Below are 14,916 nucleotides of genomic sequence, written 5' to 3'. Positions count from 1 at the left end.
CGGACGCGGCCGTTCGTCGCGGAACTTCTACTTGACCTTGGTCACGATCGGGGCGGTGATGGGGCCGCCGTCGGCCTTGGCGAGCAGGCAGTAGAACTCGCGCGCGGGTTCCTCGTTCTTGGCCGGCGCGGCTTCCCACTCGGCCTGGGTGGGCACGAGCGCGCGGTAGGTGAGGTCCGGTCGCTTGGTGTCGGGCACGATGGACGACCGGAAGGCGGTCGCGCACGCCGCCTCGGCACTGGCCGTCGCCGCGGGCAGGCCGGGGTAGGCCGCGACCTTGGCGTCGTCGGAGCTCCAGTTCTCGACGGAGATCAGGTTGCCGATCTCGTAGACCTCCAGCGTGTGGCTCTTGTCGCACTCGCTCTTGTTGTCCTGCTCGCTGATGATCGAGCCGTCCTGGACCGGGGTGTTGAAGCACCGGTAGTAGCTGCCGATGTCGGTGCGCAGCTGCCCGCCGACGCCGTAGGTCATGGTCGGCTGCTTCTGCTTGTCGGCGGCGGGCGTCTCGTAGGCCTTGCCCGCGAAGAACCCGCCGACCAGAGCGGCCACGACGAGCACCGCGGCGGCCGTCAGCCAGAGGGCGAGGCGGGACTTCTTCGCGGGTGGCTGCGGCGCGGCGGCGCCGAGCATCGCGGTGCCGTGCGGCGGCGTGGGCCGCACGCCCTGCGCCGTGGTCAGCAGGTTCTGGGTCTGGGCCGCGGTCAGCCGCGCGTCGGGGTTGGTGACGAGCAGGCCGAGGATGGCCGCGGCGATCGGGCCCTGGGCGCGGGTGAGGTACGGGATCTCGGTCATGATCGCGTGCAGCGTCGCGGCGGTGGTCGCGCGCTCGAACGGGATCGAACCTTCGACGGCGAAGAAGAGCGTCGCGCCGAGGGACCACAGGTCGGACGCGGGCATCGCTTCCCGGCCCTCGACGCGCTCCGGTGCCATGAAGGCGGGCGAGCCGACGATCATGCCGCTGGTGGTCAGCCGCGGGTCGTCGACGGCGTGGGCGATGCCGAAGTCGGTGAGCTTCACGCGGCCGTCCGGCGCGACGAGGATGTTCGCGGGCTTGACGTCCCGGTGCACGATCCCGGCGGAGTGCGCGGCCTGCAGCGCGGCCAGCACCCGCTCCCCCAGCTGCGCGGCCTGCGCGGCGGGCATCGGGCCCCGCCGGCGCACGAGGTCGGCGAGACTGGGTGCTTCGACGAGCTCCATGACGATGAAGGTGGTCCCGCCGTCGGTGACGACGTCGTAGACGGTGACGACGGCGGGGTCGTTGAGCCGCCCGCCGGTGCGGACCTCGCGCAGGGCGCGTTCGGAGAAGACGGCGGCGGATTCGGCGTCGGGCAGCCGCAGTTCCTTGACGGCGACCTGCCGCCCGATGACCTGGTCCTGCGCCCGCCAGACGACGCCCATGCCACCCCGGCCGAGTTCGCCGAGCAGGAGGTAGCGGCCGGCGACGACCCGCTGACCAGGCGTGACGGATGCCTGCGGCGGGTAGGGCCGGGTTCGTTCGTCGGTCACGGTGCTCCTTTTGGCGGCGGTCGCGCAGATGCTAGTCGGACCGCCGCAGGGCGCCGCGGGTTCCGCGGAATTCGTGACGTGAACCGGCCGGTTCGCGTACCTGGAGGGTCGGTCTGCGTACCCAGAGGGTCGGTTCGCGTACCCGGAGGGTCGGCCTGCGTACCTGGAGGGTCGGCGGGCCAGGAGGGAAGTCAGTGGTGGGTTTCGCCGCGGTAGGGGATCCACCGGTAGCCCGGGGCGAAGCCGCTGAACTCGGTGCGTTCGCCGGCCGCGGTCCAGATGTCTTCGCTGACCACGAGGCCGGGGAAGGTCGTCAGGTCCTCCTCGGCCATCAGTTCCGCGTACGTGCGGAACTCGTCGGTCTCGACGCCGGCGAGCGCGTACCGGTAGACCGGTGGGGCGGTCCGCAGCAGCCAGTAGAGCCGGCGGCCGGCCGCCGTCATCGCTGCCGCGTCCTCGGGCGAGCCGATCCCGGAGCGGCTGAGACCTTCCGGCACCACCCCGCACCACCAGCCGGTGCCGTCGCTGAAAACGCGCACCGGCCAGCCGTCGAAGTGGTGCGCGAGGTCGTGGGCGTGGTTCTCCCGCTCGCCGCACTCGGCGTTGAGGGCATAGATCCGGGCCATCGCGTTCAGCCGGCGACGGTGAGGTAGATCAGGACCAGGTTGAGGGCGATGATGATCGCCGCCACCACCCAGGCCGCCGCCGTCGTCAGGCGGTGGTTCGCGTCCTCGCCCAGCAGTGTCCGGTCCGCCGTCAACCGGATCAGCGGCACCAAGGCGAACGGGATGCCGAACGACAGCACCACCTGCGAGACCACCAGCGCCGCGCTCGGGTCCGCGCCCAGTGCCAGCACCACGATCGCCGGGGTCAGCGTCACCAGGCGGCGCAGCACCAGCGGGACGCGCTTGCGCAGCAGCCCCTGCATGATCATCGCGCCCGCGTACGCGCCCATCGACGTCGAGGCCAGGCCCGAGGCCAGCAGGCCGATCGCGAACATCAGCGCGATGCCGGGGCCGAGCGCCGAAGCCACCGCGCCGTGGGCGCCCTCGATGCTGTCCACGCCCGGCCGGCCCTGCAGGTTCGTCGCCGCCAGCAGCAGCATGCCGAGGTTGACCGCGCCCGCCAGCAGCATCGCCAGGCCGACGTCGGCCCGGGTCGCGCGCAGCAGCCGGCGGCGGCTGGCCGGTTCGAGCGGGCCGTGGCGGTCGCGGACCAGGCCTGAGTGCAGGTAGACCGCGTGGGGCATGACCGTCGCGCCGAGCATGGCCGCCGCGATCAGGATGCTGCCGGCGCCGTCGAACTTCGGGACCAGCCCGCCCAGCGTCTCCGCGGCCGACGGCGGCTCGACGAACAGGCTCGCCAGGAACCCGATTGCGATCACCGCCAGCAGACCGGTGACGACCCGTTCGAACGTCCGCTGGCCGCCGCGGTCCTGGACCGCCAGCAGCGTCAGCGACACCGCGCCGGTGATCAGCCCGCCGGCGACGAGCGGCAGGTCGAACAGCAGGTTGAGCGCGATCGCCCCGCCCACCACCTCGGCCAGGTCGGTGGCGATGGCGACGATCTCCGCCTGCGCCCAGTAGGCGAGCCGGGCCGGCCGGGACAGGCGGGCGCGCAGAGCCTCCGGCAGCGACATCCCGCTGACCAGGCCGAGCTTCGCCGACAGGTACTGCACGAGCACGGCCATCAGGTTTGCCGCCACGATCACCCAGACCAGCAGGTAGCCGTAGCGGGCGCCGGCGCTGATGTTGGACGCGACGTTCCCGGGGTCGACGTAGGCAATGGCGGCGACGAACGCGGGCCCGAGCAGGGCCGAGCCGGTGCGCAGGCGGGTCACCAGGCTCGGGCGGACTGCCTCGGTCACCGCCATGGAACCTGCCTCTCACCGGATGTCGGGAAACCCAAACCGAAGTTTAGGCACGCCGAACTTTGCTTTTCAAGGGTGACGACTCCCACCCTGACGCCGGAGTACCCCGAAAAGCCGTGAAGGCCACCTCCGGGCTTGCGGAGGTGGCCTTCACGGACAGCGGTCAGACGTGCGTGACCTCGTGCCCGGCGTCACGCAGGGCGGTGACAGCGTCGTCGAGGTCGGCGCCGCGGACCAGGATGTGGTCGGTGTCGTAGGTCGACATCGAGAACAGGGCGACGCCGGCCGCGGCCAGCTCGGAGGCCAGCGCGGCGATGATGCCGGTGAGCGTGAACTCCAGCGGGCCGCGGACCGAGAGCAGGCGCCACCCGTCCTCGGCGGCCGTGGCGCCGCCCGGCTCGCGGCCGGCCGGGCAGATCACCGACAGCTCTTCGGGTGTCCGCGTCACCGAGACGAACCCGTCGCCGGGCGCGAAGAGCTCGGCGGGCACCGCCGCGTCCGCGGGCAGCCGGACGACGGCGTACTCGCCGGGCCGGACGTCGATCGCGAGTCGCTTCATCAGGCTTCCAGCACCTTCGGGCTCGTGGCGATCTCGGTGCCGTCCGGCAGCGTCGAGATGGTGAAGTCGGCGAACACGTTCGCCGCGGCCTTCTGCAGCTGCCGCAGGCATTCCACGGCCAGCTCGCGGATTTCGACGTCGGCGTGCTCGGTCGCGCGCATGGCGACGAAGTGCCGCCACGCCCGGTAGTTCCCGGTGACGACGATGCGCGTCTCGGTCGCGTTCGGCAGCACCGCGCGCGCGGCCTGGCGGGCCTGCTTGCGGCGCAGGGTCGCGCTCGGGACGTCGGCGAACTTCTCCTCCAGCCCGGCCAGCAGCTCGGTGTAGGCGTCGACGCTCGCCTGCGTCGCGGCGAGGAACTTCTCGTGCAGCACCGGGTCGTTCGCGATCACCTCGGGCTCGACGAACTCGGCGTTGCGCTCCGGGACGTACCGCTGCGAGAGCTGGGAGTAGGAGAAGTGGCGGTGGCGGATCAGCTCGTGGGTCAGCGAGCGGGAGATGCCGGTGATGTAGAAGGTCACCGAACCGTGCTCCAGCACCGAAAGGTGCCCGACGTCGATGATGTGCTCGAGGTAGCCGGCGTTGGTGGCGGTCGCCGGGTTCGGCTTCTTCCACGACTGGTAGCAGGCGCGGCCGGCGAACTCGGCCAGCGCTTCGCCACCGTCCGCGTCGGTCGACCACGGCACGTCCCCGGGCGGGAAGAACTCGGTCTTCGCGATCAGCTGCACTCTGGGTGACACCGTTCCGGTCACGTCAGCACTCCTTCTCCCGGCTCTCGCGCAGCCTAACCGCGGGTGGGGCCGTCACTTCCGAGGGACACGTGACATCGCGGCCGCCTTGACTGACGTCACGAATGACGTCATAGTGGTGTCATGGACCTGACGCCGTACATCGCCAACCTTCGCGAGGACCTCGCGAACACGGCTGCCGCCGGGGACGAGCACACCCGGCGGGCGGCCGCGCTGCTGTCCTCCGCGCTCGAACCCGCCGTCCGCCTGACGCTGATGAACGCCCTCGCCGACCTCGCCGCCGAGGTCACGGCCGCACTGCCCGGCCAGGTGGTCGACGTGCGGCTCGACGGGCGGGACGTCCGCGTGGTCGTCACCGGCACCGCCGAGGAGACGACGTCACGCGCGACACCACGTGACACCACACCGCCACCACCGTCGTCGCCGATCGACGGCGGCGACATCAGCCGGATCACGCTCCGGCTGGTCGAGCAGATCAAGGGCCAGGCCGAACGCGCCGCCGCCGCCCAGGGCGTCTCGCTGAACACGTTCGTTTCGCAGGCCGTGCAAGGCGCGCTGGGCCACGGCGTGCTCGGCGGCGGCGGGGGCAGCAAGCACCAGGGCAAGGGCGGCGGGTCGCACCTGCACGGCTGGGTCGAAAGCTGAGGGGACGAGACGATGAGTGAAGAACAGACCACACCGGCCGGCGAGCCGGACGACGAACTGGTCCGGATCGACGAGTTCCAGACCGACGTCCCGCTGGAGCTGGACGTCAGCGTCACGATCGGCCGGGTCGAGATCGTCCTCGAAGGCGATTCCGGCGCCCGCGTGGAGCTGCGGCACGACCGGGGCGAGCAGCAGCCGTGGGTGGCGGGCGTGAACAGCCTGCTGTCCTGGGTCGGCGAGCGCTTCGGCGACCAGCTCGGTGTCGACCCGGCCGCCTCCCCCGCCGAAGCGGTGCGGCAGAGCCGGATCGAGAAGCTCGGCAACCGCCTGGTCGTGCAGGCGCCGAAGGCGTGGCAGCTGCGCAACGCCGCGCTCGCGGTGAAGGTGCACGCGCCGGCGGGCTCGCACGTCGAGGTCCGGGCGGGCGCGGCGGACGTCACGGTGACCGGTTCGGCCGGCCGCGTCGACCTGCTGACCGGCTCGGGCGAGGTGAAGCTCGACCGCGCCGACGGCTCGGCCACCATCCGCACCGGCAGCGGCGCGGTCCGGCTCGGCCCGACGCTGGGCGGCCTGCAGCTGCGCAGCGGCAGCGGTTACGTCGAAGCGTCGTCGATCACCGGCTCCGCCTCGCTGGCCACCGGCACGGGCGACGTCTGGCTGGGCGCGGTCTCGGGCGAGGTGATGGCCCGCACGGGCAGCGGCGACCTGTCGGTGGCCGACGCCGCCTCGGGCTCGCTCGACCTGATCACCGGGTCCGGCGAAGTCCGGATCGGCATCCGCGGCGGGACGTCGGCGGAGGTCGACCTGACCTCCAGCGCGGGCCGGGTGTCCAGTGAGCTGGACGTCGCGGACACGGCGCCGGAGGGTGGCGTGAAGCTGAAGGTGCGAGCCCGCACGGGCACCGGCAACGCCGTGGTGACGCGCGCGGCGGGCTGAGTAAAGGGGGAAGGACGGGCCGTTCCCGGTGGGGGTGCCGGGGACGGCCCGTTCGCCTGCACACAGGCTGCGGGCGTCGACGACGCCGGAAAGTCCATTGAGGACAACCGTCAGCGGACCAGTTTGCCCAGCGGCTCCGCCAGGTCGCCGCGGGGGCCGACCGTCACACCGGACAACCCCAGCCACTCCGCCATGTGCCGCAACTCCGCCGCCAGCTCCGGGAGCACCCGGGCCACGTCGACCCCCTCCTCCGCGAACGCCCCCTGGACCCGCAGCACCCCGGCCGCGCGGTCGGACTTCAGGTCCACCCGGGCCACCAACTCTCCGTCCAGCAGGAACGGGAACACGTAGTACCCGTACACCCGCTTCGGCTCCGGGACGTAGATCTCGATGCGGTAGTGGAACCCGAACAGCCGCTCCGTGCGGGCCCGCTCCCAGATCAGCGGGTCGAACGGGCACAGCAACGCCCGGCCCGGCACCGTCCGCGGGGTTCGGGCCGCCACGTGCCGGTACGCCACCTGCTTCCAGCCGCGGACCGCCACCGGCTCCAGCTCGCCCGACTCCACCAGCTCCGCCACCGCCTGGCGGGCCGGGGCCGGGCCCAGGCGGTAGTAGTCGCGCAGGTCCGTCTCCGTGGCCACGCCCAGTGCCCGCGCCGACCGCGAGATCAAGCCGCGCGCGCCCTCCTCGGCGGACACCGATTGCGCCAGGATCTCCGGGGGGACCACCCGCTCGGTCAGGTCGTAGAGACGCTCGAACGAGCGCCGCGTGCCCGTGGTCAGCTGGCCGATGCCGAACAGGTACTCGCAGACGCGCTTGACCTCCGACCGCTCCCACCACGAGCCCGGCCCGCGCCGCTGGGCGTCGGCCTCCACCGCTCGCTCGATCCCGCCCGCGCCGATCGGGCCCAGCTCCTTCACCACCGACAGGATCTCGTCCACCAGGCCCGGGGACTTCTCGATCAACGGCCCGTAGTGCCGCCACCAGCCGTCGCGCTTGGCGCCCGAGCGGATCAGGGGCCAGTCCTCGACCGGGAGCAGGCTCGCTTCGTGGGCCCACGTCTCCACCAGCATCCGCGGGCGGCGCGCCGAGTTCGCCCACGCCGCCTGGTCGAGCAACGCCGGGGCGTACGCGCCCAGACGCGAGAACACCGGCATGTAGTGCGCGCGGACCGCCACGTTCACCGAGTCCAGCTGCAGCAGCTGGACCCGCGACAGCACCCGTTTCAGGTGCTGGCGCGAAGGCACGCCGGACGGACGCGGGTCGGTGAAGCCCTGTGCGGCCAGGAACGTCTTCCGGGCCGTCGAGACGCTGATCGTTTGCATGGTGCGCTCATGGTGCCACCCACCACCGACAAAAACCGGCGCCCCGCTATCCATCCATGCCCCCACCACCGCCCTCAACGGAGGAGCTGCGCTCCGCTGTACTAATTTCAGGCCCATGAGCGACGCCGCCGTCCGTCCCGCCGATCTGTCCGACGCCGCGGAGATCGCCCGCATCCAGCGCGACACCTGGCACGCCGCCTACGAAGACCTGCTCGGCAAGCAGGCCGTGGCCCAGCTGGACGCCACCGACCTCGCCGGCACCTGGAGCGAGACCATCGACTACCCCGGCAGCCTCGTCTACGTCGCCACCGAGGGCGAGTTCACGGTGGGGTTCTGCGTCGCCGGCCGCGCGCCCGAGGACGAGGTCGCCCAGGCCGACGGCAGCCTGCCCGAGGACGCCGAGACGACCGGGCTGATCGCCACCCTGCTCGTCGAGCCGCGCTGGGGCCGCCGCGGGCACGCCGGACGGCTACTCGCGACGGCCGCCGCGGGCCTGCGGGCCGACGGCGCCTCCCGCGGCATCGCCTGGGTCGCCCAGGGCGACCACGCCACCCTGGGCTTCTACCGCCGGGCCGGCTGGAACCCCGACGGCACCGTCCGCACCCTCGACACCGGCGAGCGCACCCTCCGCGAGGTCCGGCTCACCGGCACCCTCGACCTGTCGCTGGCCTGAATCCCGGAAGATCACCCACCGCATCACGGCGTACATGAACACGCCCTCGCACACGCCCGCGAGCAGCCGCGAGACGTGGTATTCGACGCCCAGCGCCGTCAGCCCCGCGCCCACACCCAGCAGAAACGCCGCGTAATTGACACAGATGGCCACGATGTAAAGCACGAGCTGGATTCCGACGGCGGCGTGGGAATGGAAGTTGAACGTCCGGTTCAGCGCGAAGCTCAGCCCGAACGCGCAGGCGTACGCCACCGTGATCGCCAGCCACACCGGCCAGCCGAGCACCCCGTGGAAGACGGTCAGCAACCCGAGGTCGACGCCGAACGTCAACCCGTTGATGAGGCAGAAGCCGAGAAACGTCGGCGCGACCACCCGCGACAACCCGAGTGGCAGTACGCGCACGACGGCCCGGCAGAGAGCGCCGAACCGGTCAGCGGGCGTACGGGGTTGCTCGGCGGCCACCCCGTCAGTGTTCCGACGGGAGGTGACGGGCAGCCGTCCGGCAGGTGATCTTCTGGTGCCGACCACCCGCCGAAGACGGGGGCTAACCCCCGTGCGCGGAGATTTCGAACTGATAACTTGGAAGAACGCGAGCGGTTTTCAGGAGGTGACGGATGAGCTGGATCCTGCTGACGCTGGGCGTCGCGTTCGGTTCGGCCATCGTGCCCCTGATCAACGCGGAAGTGTTCCTCCTCGGGCTCTGCGCGAGCCAGCCGGGCCTGCACTGGCTGTGGCTCGGCGCGGCGGTGGCGGTCGGGCAGATCGCCGGCAAGACGCTGTACTACCTGGCCGCACGCGGGACGATCAAGCTGCCGAAGCCGCTGCACGACCGGTTGCACCGCGAGCGCCCGCTGACGCCCCGGCGCGTGCGCTGGCAGCTGCGGACCAAGCGCATCCGCGGGTGGGTCGATCGGCTGCGCGAGCGCTGCCAGCGGCACCCGCACTGGATGGCCGGGACGTACGGCGTGAGTTCGCTGGTGGGGCTGCCCCCGTTCATGGCGACGAGCGTGCTGGCCGGGCTGGTGCGAATGCGGCTCGCGACCTTCCTGACGACGGGACTCGCCGGAAGGTGGATCCGCTTCAGTTTGATAGCGGCTTCACCCGCGGTGTTCGCGGGTTGGCTGCACCACTGAGACCAGGGCGGACCAAGCGGCGCGCGAGACGGTGAGCTGGCCGAGGTGCCGGGCCTTGGTGTCGCGGACGCCGACAGTATCGGCGAGAAGAACCTCGACGCACTCTTCTTTCGCGGTGTAGCTCGACTTTCGCCAGGTGTACACAACGCCTCCGACCTATCGCGCCGCCTCCCGAAGCAGAGCTTGCGAGGCCTCTTCAGTGAATGCCTTGCCCTGCAAGAGCTTAACTAGCTTCTGATAGCTGGCGGTAGCCTCCAACTCGTTGATGAAGGCGCTGGCGTGATGGTGCTCGATGTAGACGATGGACGGATCGGCCGGGAAGTCGTAGAGAGTGAACACGCCCGCCTTACCCGGGTGGTAGCCCACATCAGCAGGCACAACGCGCACTGAAATGTTAGATGTAACAGCTAGCCGGAGCAGGTGGTCGATCTGGTCGGACATGATGTCCGGATCGCCGACCACCTCGCGGATCGCCTGCTCGGAGATGATGGCTTTGAGCCGAACCGGATCGTAACCGGAAAGAATGCGCTGCCGTTTCAGGCGCGCCACCAGCCGGGCATCGACTTCTTCCACGGTGATATCGGAGGCGGCGAGCAAAGCGCGGGCGTAGTCCGGGGTCTGCAGCAAACCCGGGATGATCAGCGGGGACCAGTTCGTGATCCGGCTGGCGGTCCGCTCGCACTGCATGACCCCGGTGAGCGCTGCGGGGAGATCCGCCGGGTTGGAGTCCAGCCAGTTCGGCTCCTTCACGTGCTGCACCAAGGCCAGGATCCGGTTGGTCACCACGCGATCCACCCGCAGGTACCCCAGGATCCGCGCCACCTCCTCGATCGGCGGCACCCGGACCCCCAGTTCCCACTGCGACAGCAACCGCGGATCCACTTCCAGCGCCCGGGCCAGCTCGCGCAACCCGAACTTCCGCGCCTCACGCACCTCACGCAGCGACGCGGACAACGCCCGGCAACCAGGAGAAGACGAAGTCGGTTTCATGCGGCAGATAGTACGAACGCCGCCCATTTCCCGAATGAACGACAACTGTCAGCGAAATGCCACACCGCCGCTACGGCGAAACGAAACCACCCACGGCGATCCGCACGAAACTGCGCACCAGCGGGTTGCTCGCCGCCTTCGGCCAGGCCACCACCAGCTCACTCGGCGGCCGGTCCGACACGGGGACCACGCGCAACCCCGCCGGCACCGGCTGGCCGGCCGGGGCCAGGGCGGCCGTGCCGTTCCACAGGACCGCCTGCAGGCACTCCTGGATCGTCCGCATGACCGGGGCCTCCTCGCCGGGCGGGCCGCCCGTCCAGTAGGCGGTCCAGCGGAGGTCGGTGCCGTCCGGGAGGCGGACCCAGCGGCGTCCGGCCAGCTCGGCCGTCGACACCTCGGCCCGATCGGCCATGGGGTCGTCGTCGCGGAGCACCACGCCCGCCCGGATGCGGCGCAGCACGTGGACGCCGAGGCCCGTGGTGTCGAACGGCGTGCGGGTCAGGGCCACGTCGACCGAGCCCGCGCGCAGGCCCGCCGTCGGGTCCGTGAGGTCCGTTTCGTGCACCCGGACGTCCACGTGCGGGTGCTGCTCGCGAAAGTGCGCGACCAGCCGGGCGCCCACCTGCTCCGCGGCGTCCGCCAGGGTGCCCACCGCCAGGGTCGCCGCCGCCGTCACGCGCTCCCGGATGCGGCCCGCTTGGGCCAGCAGCGCCACTGCCTCGTCGTACAGGACCGCGCCCGCGTCGGTGAGCGTGACGCCCTTGGGCGTGCGCTCGAACAGCGTCACGCCGAGCTCGTCCTCCAGCCCGCGCACCGCCCGGCTCAACGGCGGCTGCGCCATGTGCAGCCGCGTCGCCGCGCGGCCGATGTGCCGTTCCTCGGCGACCGCGACGAAATAGCGGAGCACCCGCAAGTCCATACCCCCACGGTATCGAGTTGCCGCAACCGGTCTTGGACCTCGCGGCCCCGGCGCGCCGATGATCGGGACCATGCGCATCGGCACCTTCACCTACGACACGACCCGTGAACTGCCCGGCGACGTCGAAACCGCGGCCACCCTGCCCGAGATCTTCGAACGGGCCGTCCGCGGCGAATTCGACGTCGCCGAGCTCGGCTTGACCTTCTACCTGCGGCTACTGGAAGGGGGCACGCCGTTCGTGGCGCTGCCGATCTTCCCGAACCGCGTGTTCCGGCACTCGTGCGTCTTCGTCAACACCCACTCGGGGATCACCGGTCCGGGCGACCTCACCGGCCGGACCATCGGCGAGTTCGGGACCTACGGGCAGGACTCGGGCGTCTGGGCCAAGGGCGTCCTGATGGACGAGTACGGCTTCCGGCCCGAAGAGAACCGCTGGGTGATCGGCGGGCTCGAACACCCGTCGGAGCCCTTCGGGTTCGTCCCGCACCCGCACCCCGGCGCCGTCGACGTCACCACGGCCGGCGCGGGGAAGACGCTGAGCGCCATGCTCGACAGCGGGGAAATCGACGTGCTGTTCTCCGCGAACGTCCCGCAGTGCGTGCTCGACGGCTCGCCGAACGTCGCCCGGCTGTTCCCCGACTTCCGGGACCGGGAGCGCGACTACCACCGCCGGACCGGGATCTTCCCGATCATGCACACCGTCGTCGTCCGGCGGGACCTGCTGCGGGACGACCCCGGCCTCGCCCGTCGCGTCTACACGATGTTCGAAACCGCGAAGGACGCCGCGGCCGAGCGCTACCGCCGCGGCCGGCGGCTCTACCAGGTGCAGACCATGCTCCCGTGGGCGAACGCGCTGGTCGACGACACGCTCGCCGAGTTCGGCGAGGACTGGTGGCCCTACGGCATCTCCGCCAACCGCACCGCGCTCGACACGTACCTGCGGTACCACCACGAGCAGGGTCTCTCGTCGCGGCGGTGGCAGGTCGAGGAGGTCTTCGCGCCGGAGCTAGCCGGCACTTGAGCGTTCGGCGGCTTCCAGGTCCACGGCCTTCTTCATCGTCTCGCGGGCCCGGCGCCGGTCCCCCGCGATGTCGTAGGCGTACGCGAGCTTGTACCAGACGCGCCAGTTGCCCTGGTCGGCCTCGACCTCGGCGCGGCGCTGCTCGAACCACGCGTCGGCCGCTTCGCGATCGACCCGGCCCGAGGGGCGGCGGGGGAGGTCGGAGACGTCCGGGAGCGCGCCTTCGGCGTCCAAGCGCCGGGACAGGCGCTGGACCTGCAGGCCGCTGCGCCAGGTCACCACGATGACCCAGACGCCCAGAACCGGCAGCAGGAGCACGCCGGCGCCAAGGGCGATGCCGGCCCCCGTGCCCGTCTTGAACAGCGCGAACGCCCTGTCCGCCAACAGGAACAGGTAGACGACCAGCGCCGCCGTCAGCAGCAGCGCCACGTTGCGGGCCCTCACAGGTCGAGGACGTTCTCCAGGCCGACCGTCAGGCCGGGGCGCTTCAGCACCTCGCGGACGCCGAGCAGCACGCCCGGCATGAAGGACGTCCGGTCGAGGGAGTCGTGGCGGATGGTCAGGGTCTCCCCTTCGCCGCCGAACAGGATCTCCTCGTGCGCGACCAGGCCCGGCAGGCGGACCGAGTGCACGCGGACCTGCTCGACCGTCGCGCCGCGGGCGCCGTCGAACTCGTCCGTCGTCGCGTCCGGACCCGGTGTCACGCCGGCCTCGGCACGCGCGGCGGCGATCATCCGGGCGGTGTGCGCGGCGGTGCCGGACGGCGCGTCGGCCTTGCGGTTGTGGTGCAGCTCGATGATCTCGGCCGAGGCGTAGAACTTCGCCGCCTGGGCCGCGAAGCGCATCGCCAAAACCGCGCCGAGAGCGAAGTTCGGCGCGATCAGCACGCCCAGCTGCGGCTTCGGCTCCAGCAGCGCGCGCAGGTCGGCCAAGCGGGATTCGCTGAAGCCCGTCGTGCCGACGACCGCGTGGATGTCGTGCTCGACCAGGTACTCCAGGTTGCCCATCACGGCTTCGGGGTGGGTGAAGTCGACGACCACCTGGGCGTCGGCCAGCGCCGCGAAGTCGTCGCCCGCGTCCAACGCCGCCACGAGCTTCAGGTCCGAAGCGCCTTCGACGGCCTTCACCACCGTCGCGCCCATGCGGCCGCGCGCACCGAGCACACCGACGTTGATGGTCATGAAGCGATCACCTCGTGCAGGTCGTCAGGAAGGTCGTCGGCGTGAGCGTACGGCCCGACGACCGCCGCCGCCGAGACCCCGCCCGGCCGCGCGAACAAAGTGCGAGCGAGCGCACACACGTCGTCGGTGGTGACCGCGTCGATGCGGGCGATCGTGTCGTCGACGCCCAGGTAGCGGCCGTAGTTGAGCTCGTTCTTGCCGATCCGCGACATCCGCGACGACGTGTCCTCCAGCCCCAGCACCAGCCCGCCGCGCAGCTGACCCTTCGCGCGGGCCACCTCGGCTTCGGTCAGGCCGTCGACGCCGACCTTGTCGAGCACCTCGCGGATGACGCCGGCGACGTCGCCGAGCTTCTCCGGCTGGCAGCCCGCATACACGGCCATGTGCCCGGTGTCGGAGTAGCTCGCGACCGACGAGTACACCTGGTAGGCCAGCCCGCGCTGCTCGCGGATCTCCTGGAACAGCCGCGAGCTCATGCCGCCGCCGAGGGCCGCGTTGAGCACCGAGAGGGCGAAGCGGCGGTCGTCGTGGCGCGACAGCGACCGCAGGCCGAGCATGACGTGCGCCTGCTCGGTGTCGTCGGTGTGCAGGGCCAGCTTCGGGACCGTCTTGATCCGGGCGCGGCCCTCGCGGGGCGCGATCGGCGTCGCGGTGCCGGCCAAGCGCTCCTTCAAAGCCTTGCGGACCAGCCGCAGGACCTGGTTGTGGTCGATGTTCCCGGCGACGGACAGAACCATCCGCGGCAGCGTGTAGCGGCGCTTGTAGAAGTTCCGCAGGGCCCCGGGCGACATCTCCACGATCGACTTCTCGGTGCCGAGCACCGGGCGGCCGAGCGCGTGGTCGCCGAGGATCGCCGTCACGAACGTCTCGTGCAGCAGGTCCTCGGGGTCGTCGTCGCGCATCGAAATCTCTTCGAGGACGACGCTGCGTTCCATGTCCATGTCGCGATCGGTGCAGAGCGCCTCGAACACGACGTCGGTGACCAGGTCCATCGCGAGCGGCAGATCGGCGTCGAGGACCTGCGCGTAGTAGCAGGTGTGCTCCTTCGCCGTGAAGGCGTTGAACTCGCCGCCGACGGCGTCGATCTCCTCGGCGATCTGCGTGGCGTCGCGGTGTTTCGTGCCCTTGAACAGCAGGTGTTCGAGGTAGTGCGCGGCACCGGCGACGGCGGCGGGCTCGTCGCGGGAGCCGATGCCGACCCACAGCCCGACCGTGGCCGAGCGGGACGCGGGCACGTGCTCGGTGATCACGCGCAGGCCGCCGGGCAGGACGCTGCGCTTGACGACCGCACCGTCCGAAGTGGACTCCAGCGTGCGGGTGGTGCCGACGGGCTGCTCGTGCCCGGAAACCTGCCGTGCCATGGGTTCCTTACTCAACTCGCCGTGAAGGCCACCTCGGGGACACCCCCG

17 protein-coding genes and 1 pseudogene are annotated in these 14,916 nt (G+C 71.3%); 5 read left to right on the top strand and 13 right to left on the bottom strand.

Features of this window, described 5'->3' with window-relative positions:
* Positions 1–27 precede the first annotated feature (27 nt).
* The 5 genes from ACLJPY_RS31365 to thyX form a co-directional block, all read right to left on the bottom strand.
* Positions 28–1,506 carry a serine/threonine-protein kinase gene (locus tag ACLJPY_RS31365; RefSeq protein WP_410593875.1) on the bottom strand — a complete coding sequence of 493 codons (1,479 nt, stop codon included), beginning with the start codon at positions 1,504–1,506 and terminating at the stop codon, positions 28–30.
* A 191-nt stretch (positions 1,507–1,697) separates the two neighbouring features.
* Positions 1,698–2,132: a hypothetical protein gene (locus tag ACLJPY_RS31360; protein WP_410593873.1), complete on the bottom strand. Its 435-nt coding sequence runs from the start codon at positions 2,130–2,132 to the stop codon at positions 1,698–1,700.
* Positions 2,133–2,137: 5 nt separating this feature from the next.
* The gene (locus tag ACLJPY_RS31355; protein ID WP_410593871.1) at positions 2,138–3,379 is read right to left on the bottom strand and encodes an Nramp family divalent metal transporter; all 1,242 of its coding nucleotides are present in this window, start codon (positions 3,377–3,379) and stop codon (positions 2,138–2,140) included.
* A 160-nt stretch (positions 3,380–3,539) separates the two neighbouring features.
* Entirely contained in the window at positions 3,540–3,935 is a 396-nt protein-coding gene (locus ACLJPY_RS31350; protein ID WP_410593869.1) for an ACT domain-containing protein, read from the bottom strand.
* The gene (gene thyX / locus ACLJPY_RS31345; RefSeq protein WP_410575247.1) at positions 3,935–4,687 is read right to left on the bottom strand and encodes an FAD-dependent thymidylate synthase; all 753 of its coding nucleotides are present in this window, start codon (positions 4,685–4,687) and stop codon (positions 3,935–3,937) included. Before thyX ends, ACLJPY_RS31350 begins: the two co-directional genes overlap by 1 nt.
* Positions 4,688–4,807: 120 nt before the next feature.
* Between thyX and ACLJPY_RS31340 the strand changes: the two genes are divergently transcribed.
* The gene (locus ACLJPY_RS31340) at positions 4,808–5,329 is read left to right on the top strand and encodes a toxin-antitoxin system HicB family antitoxin (RefSeq protein ID WP_410593867.1); all 522 of its coding nucleotides are present in this window, start codon (positions 4,808–4,810) and stop codon (positions 5,327–5,329) included.
* A gap of 12 nt (positions 5,330–5,341) precedes the next feature.
* The gene (locus ACLJPY_RS31335; RefSeq protein WP_410593865.1) at positions 5,342–6,265 is read left to right on the top strand and encodes a DUF4097 family beta strand repeat-containing protein; all 924 of its coding nucleotides are present in this window, start codon (positions 5,342–5,344) and stop codon (positions 6,263–6,265) included.
* A gap of 110 nt (positions 6,266–6,375) precedes the next feature.
* On the opposite strand, the gene ACLJPY_RS31330 is transcribed toward ACLJPY_RS31335, so the two are convergent.
* Positions 6,376–7,590: a winged helix-turn-helix domain-containing protein gene (locus ACLJPY_RS31330; protein WP_410593863.1), complete on the bottom strand. Its 1,215-nt coding sequence runs from the start codon at positions 7,588–7,590 to the stop codon at positions 6,376–6,378.
* A gap of 115 nt (positions 7,591–7,705) precedes the next feature.
* Between ACLJPY_RS31330 and ACLJPY_RS31325 the strand changes: the two genes are divergently transcribed.
* Entirely contained in the window at positions 7,706–8,263 is a 558-nt protein-coding gene (locus tag ACLJPY_RS31325) for a GNAT family N-acetyltransferase (RefSeq protein WP_410593861.1), read from the top strand.
* A gap of 66 nt (positions 8,264–8,329) precedes the next feature.
* On the opposite strand, the pseudogene ACLJPY_RS31320 reads toward ACLJPY_RS31325, so the two are convergent.
* Positions 8,330–8,635, bottom strand: a pseudogene (locus ACLJPY_RS31320) (GtrA family protein); the annotation flags it as partial.
* 242 nt (positions 8,636–8,877) lie between these two features.
* Between ACLJPY_RS31320 and ACLJPY_RS31315 the strand changes: the two are divergent.
* Positions 8,878–9,396, top strand: coding sequence for a hypothetical protein (locus ACLJPY_RS31315; RefSeq protein WP_410593859.1), 519 nt, complete (start codon positions 8,878–8,880; stop codon positions 9,394–9,396).
* Here ACLJPY_RS31315 and ACLJPY_RS31310 read toward each other — a convergent pair.
* The 3 genes from ACLJPY_RS31310 to ACLJPY_RS31300 form a co-directional block, all read right to left on the bottom strand.
* Positions 9,361–9,540: a DUF397 domain-containing protein gene (locus tag ACLJPY_RS31310; RefSeq protein ID WP_410593857.1), complete on the bottom strand. Its 180-nt coding sequence runs from the start codon at positions 9,538–9,540 to the stop codon at positions 9,361–9,363. The two genes, ACLJPY_RS31315 and ACLJPY_RS31310, sit on opposite strands and share 36 nt — an antisense overlap.
* A gap of 12 nt (positions 9,541–9,552) precedes the next feature.
* Positions 9,553–10,386: a Scr1 family TA system antitoxin-like transcriptional regulator gene (locus tag ACLJPY_RS31305; protein WP_410593855.1), complete on the bottom strand. Its 834-nt coding sequence runs from the start codon at positions 10,384–10,386 to the stop codon at positions 9,553–9,555.
* 70 nt (positions 10,387–10,456) lie between these two features.
* The gene (locus tag ACLJPY_RS31300) at positions 10,457–11,305 is read right to left on the bottom strand and encodes a LysR family transcriptional regulator (protein WP_410593853.1); all 849 of its coding nucleotides are present in this window, start codon (positions 11,303–11,305) and stop codon (positions 10,457–10,459) included.
* Between the two features lie 58 nt (positions 11,306–11,363).
* Here ACLJPY_RS31300 and ACLJPY_RS31295 point away from each other — a divergent pair, with 58 nt between their 5' ends.
* The gene (locus ACLJPY_RS31295; RefSeq protein WP_410593851.1) at positions 11,364–12,326 is read left to right on the top strand and encodes a 4,5-dihydroxyphthalate decarboxylase; all 963 of its coding nucleotides are present in this window, start codon (positions 11,364–11,366) and stop codon (positions 12,324–12,326) included.
* On the opposite strand, the gene ACLJPY_RS31290 is transcribed toward ACLJPY_RS31295, so the two are convergent.
* The 3 genes from ACLJPY_RS31290 to ACLJPY_RS31280 are packed head-to-tail and all read right to left on the bottom strand — an operon-like array spanning position 12,312 to position 14,868.
* Positions 12,312–12,770: a tetratricopeptide repeat protein gene (locus ACLJPY_RS31290; RefSeq protein ID WP_410593849.1), complete on the bottom strand. Its 459-nt coding sequence runs from the start codon at positions 12,768–12,770 to the stop codon at positions 12,312–12,314. The two genes, ACLJPY_RS31295 and ACLJPY_RS31290, sit on opposite strands and share 15 nt — an antisense overlap.
* Positions 12,767–13,507 carry a 4-hydroxy-tetrahydrodipicolinate reductase gene (gene dapB, locus ACLJPY_RS31285; protein WP_410593847.1) on the bottom strand — a complete coding sequence of 247 codons (741 nt, stop codon included), beginning with the start codon at positions 13,505–13,507 and terminating at the stop codon, positions 12,767–12,769. Before dapB ends, ACLJPY_RS31290 begins: the two co-directional genes overlap by 4 nt.
* Positions 13,504–14,868 (bottom strand): M16 family metallopeptidase, encoded by a 1,365-nt coding sequence (locus ACLJPY_RS31280; protein WP_410593845.1) that lies wholly within the window; start codon positions 14,866–14,868, stop codon positions 13,504–13,506. Before ACLJPY_RS31280 ends, dapB begins: the two co-directional genes overlap by 4 nt.
* Between the last annotated feature and the right edge of the window lie 48 nt (positions 14,869–14,916).

Origin of the sequence: Amycolatopsis sp. lyj-23, from assembly GCF_046549135.1 — a bacterium.
Lineage (GTDB): Bacteria > Actinomycetota > Actinomycetes > Mycobacteriales > Pseudonocardiaceae > Amycolatopsis.
Note: the sequence above shows the minus strand (reverse complement) of the source record. Positions and strands in the feature narration are given on the sequence as shown.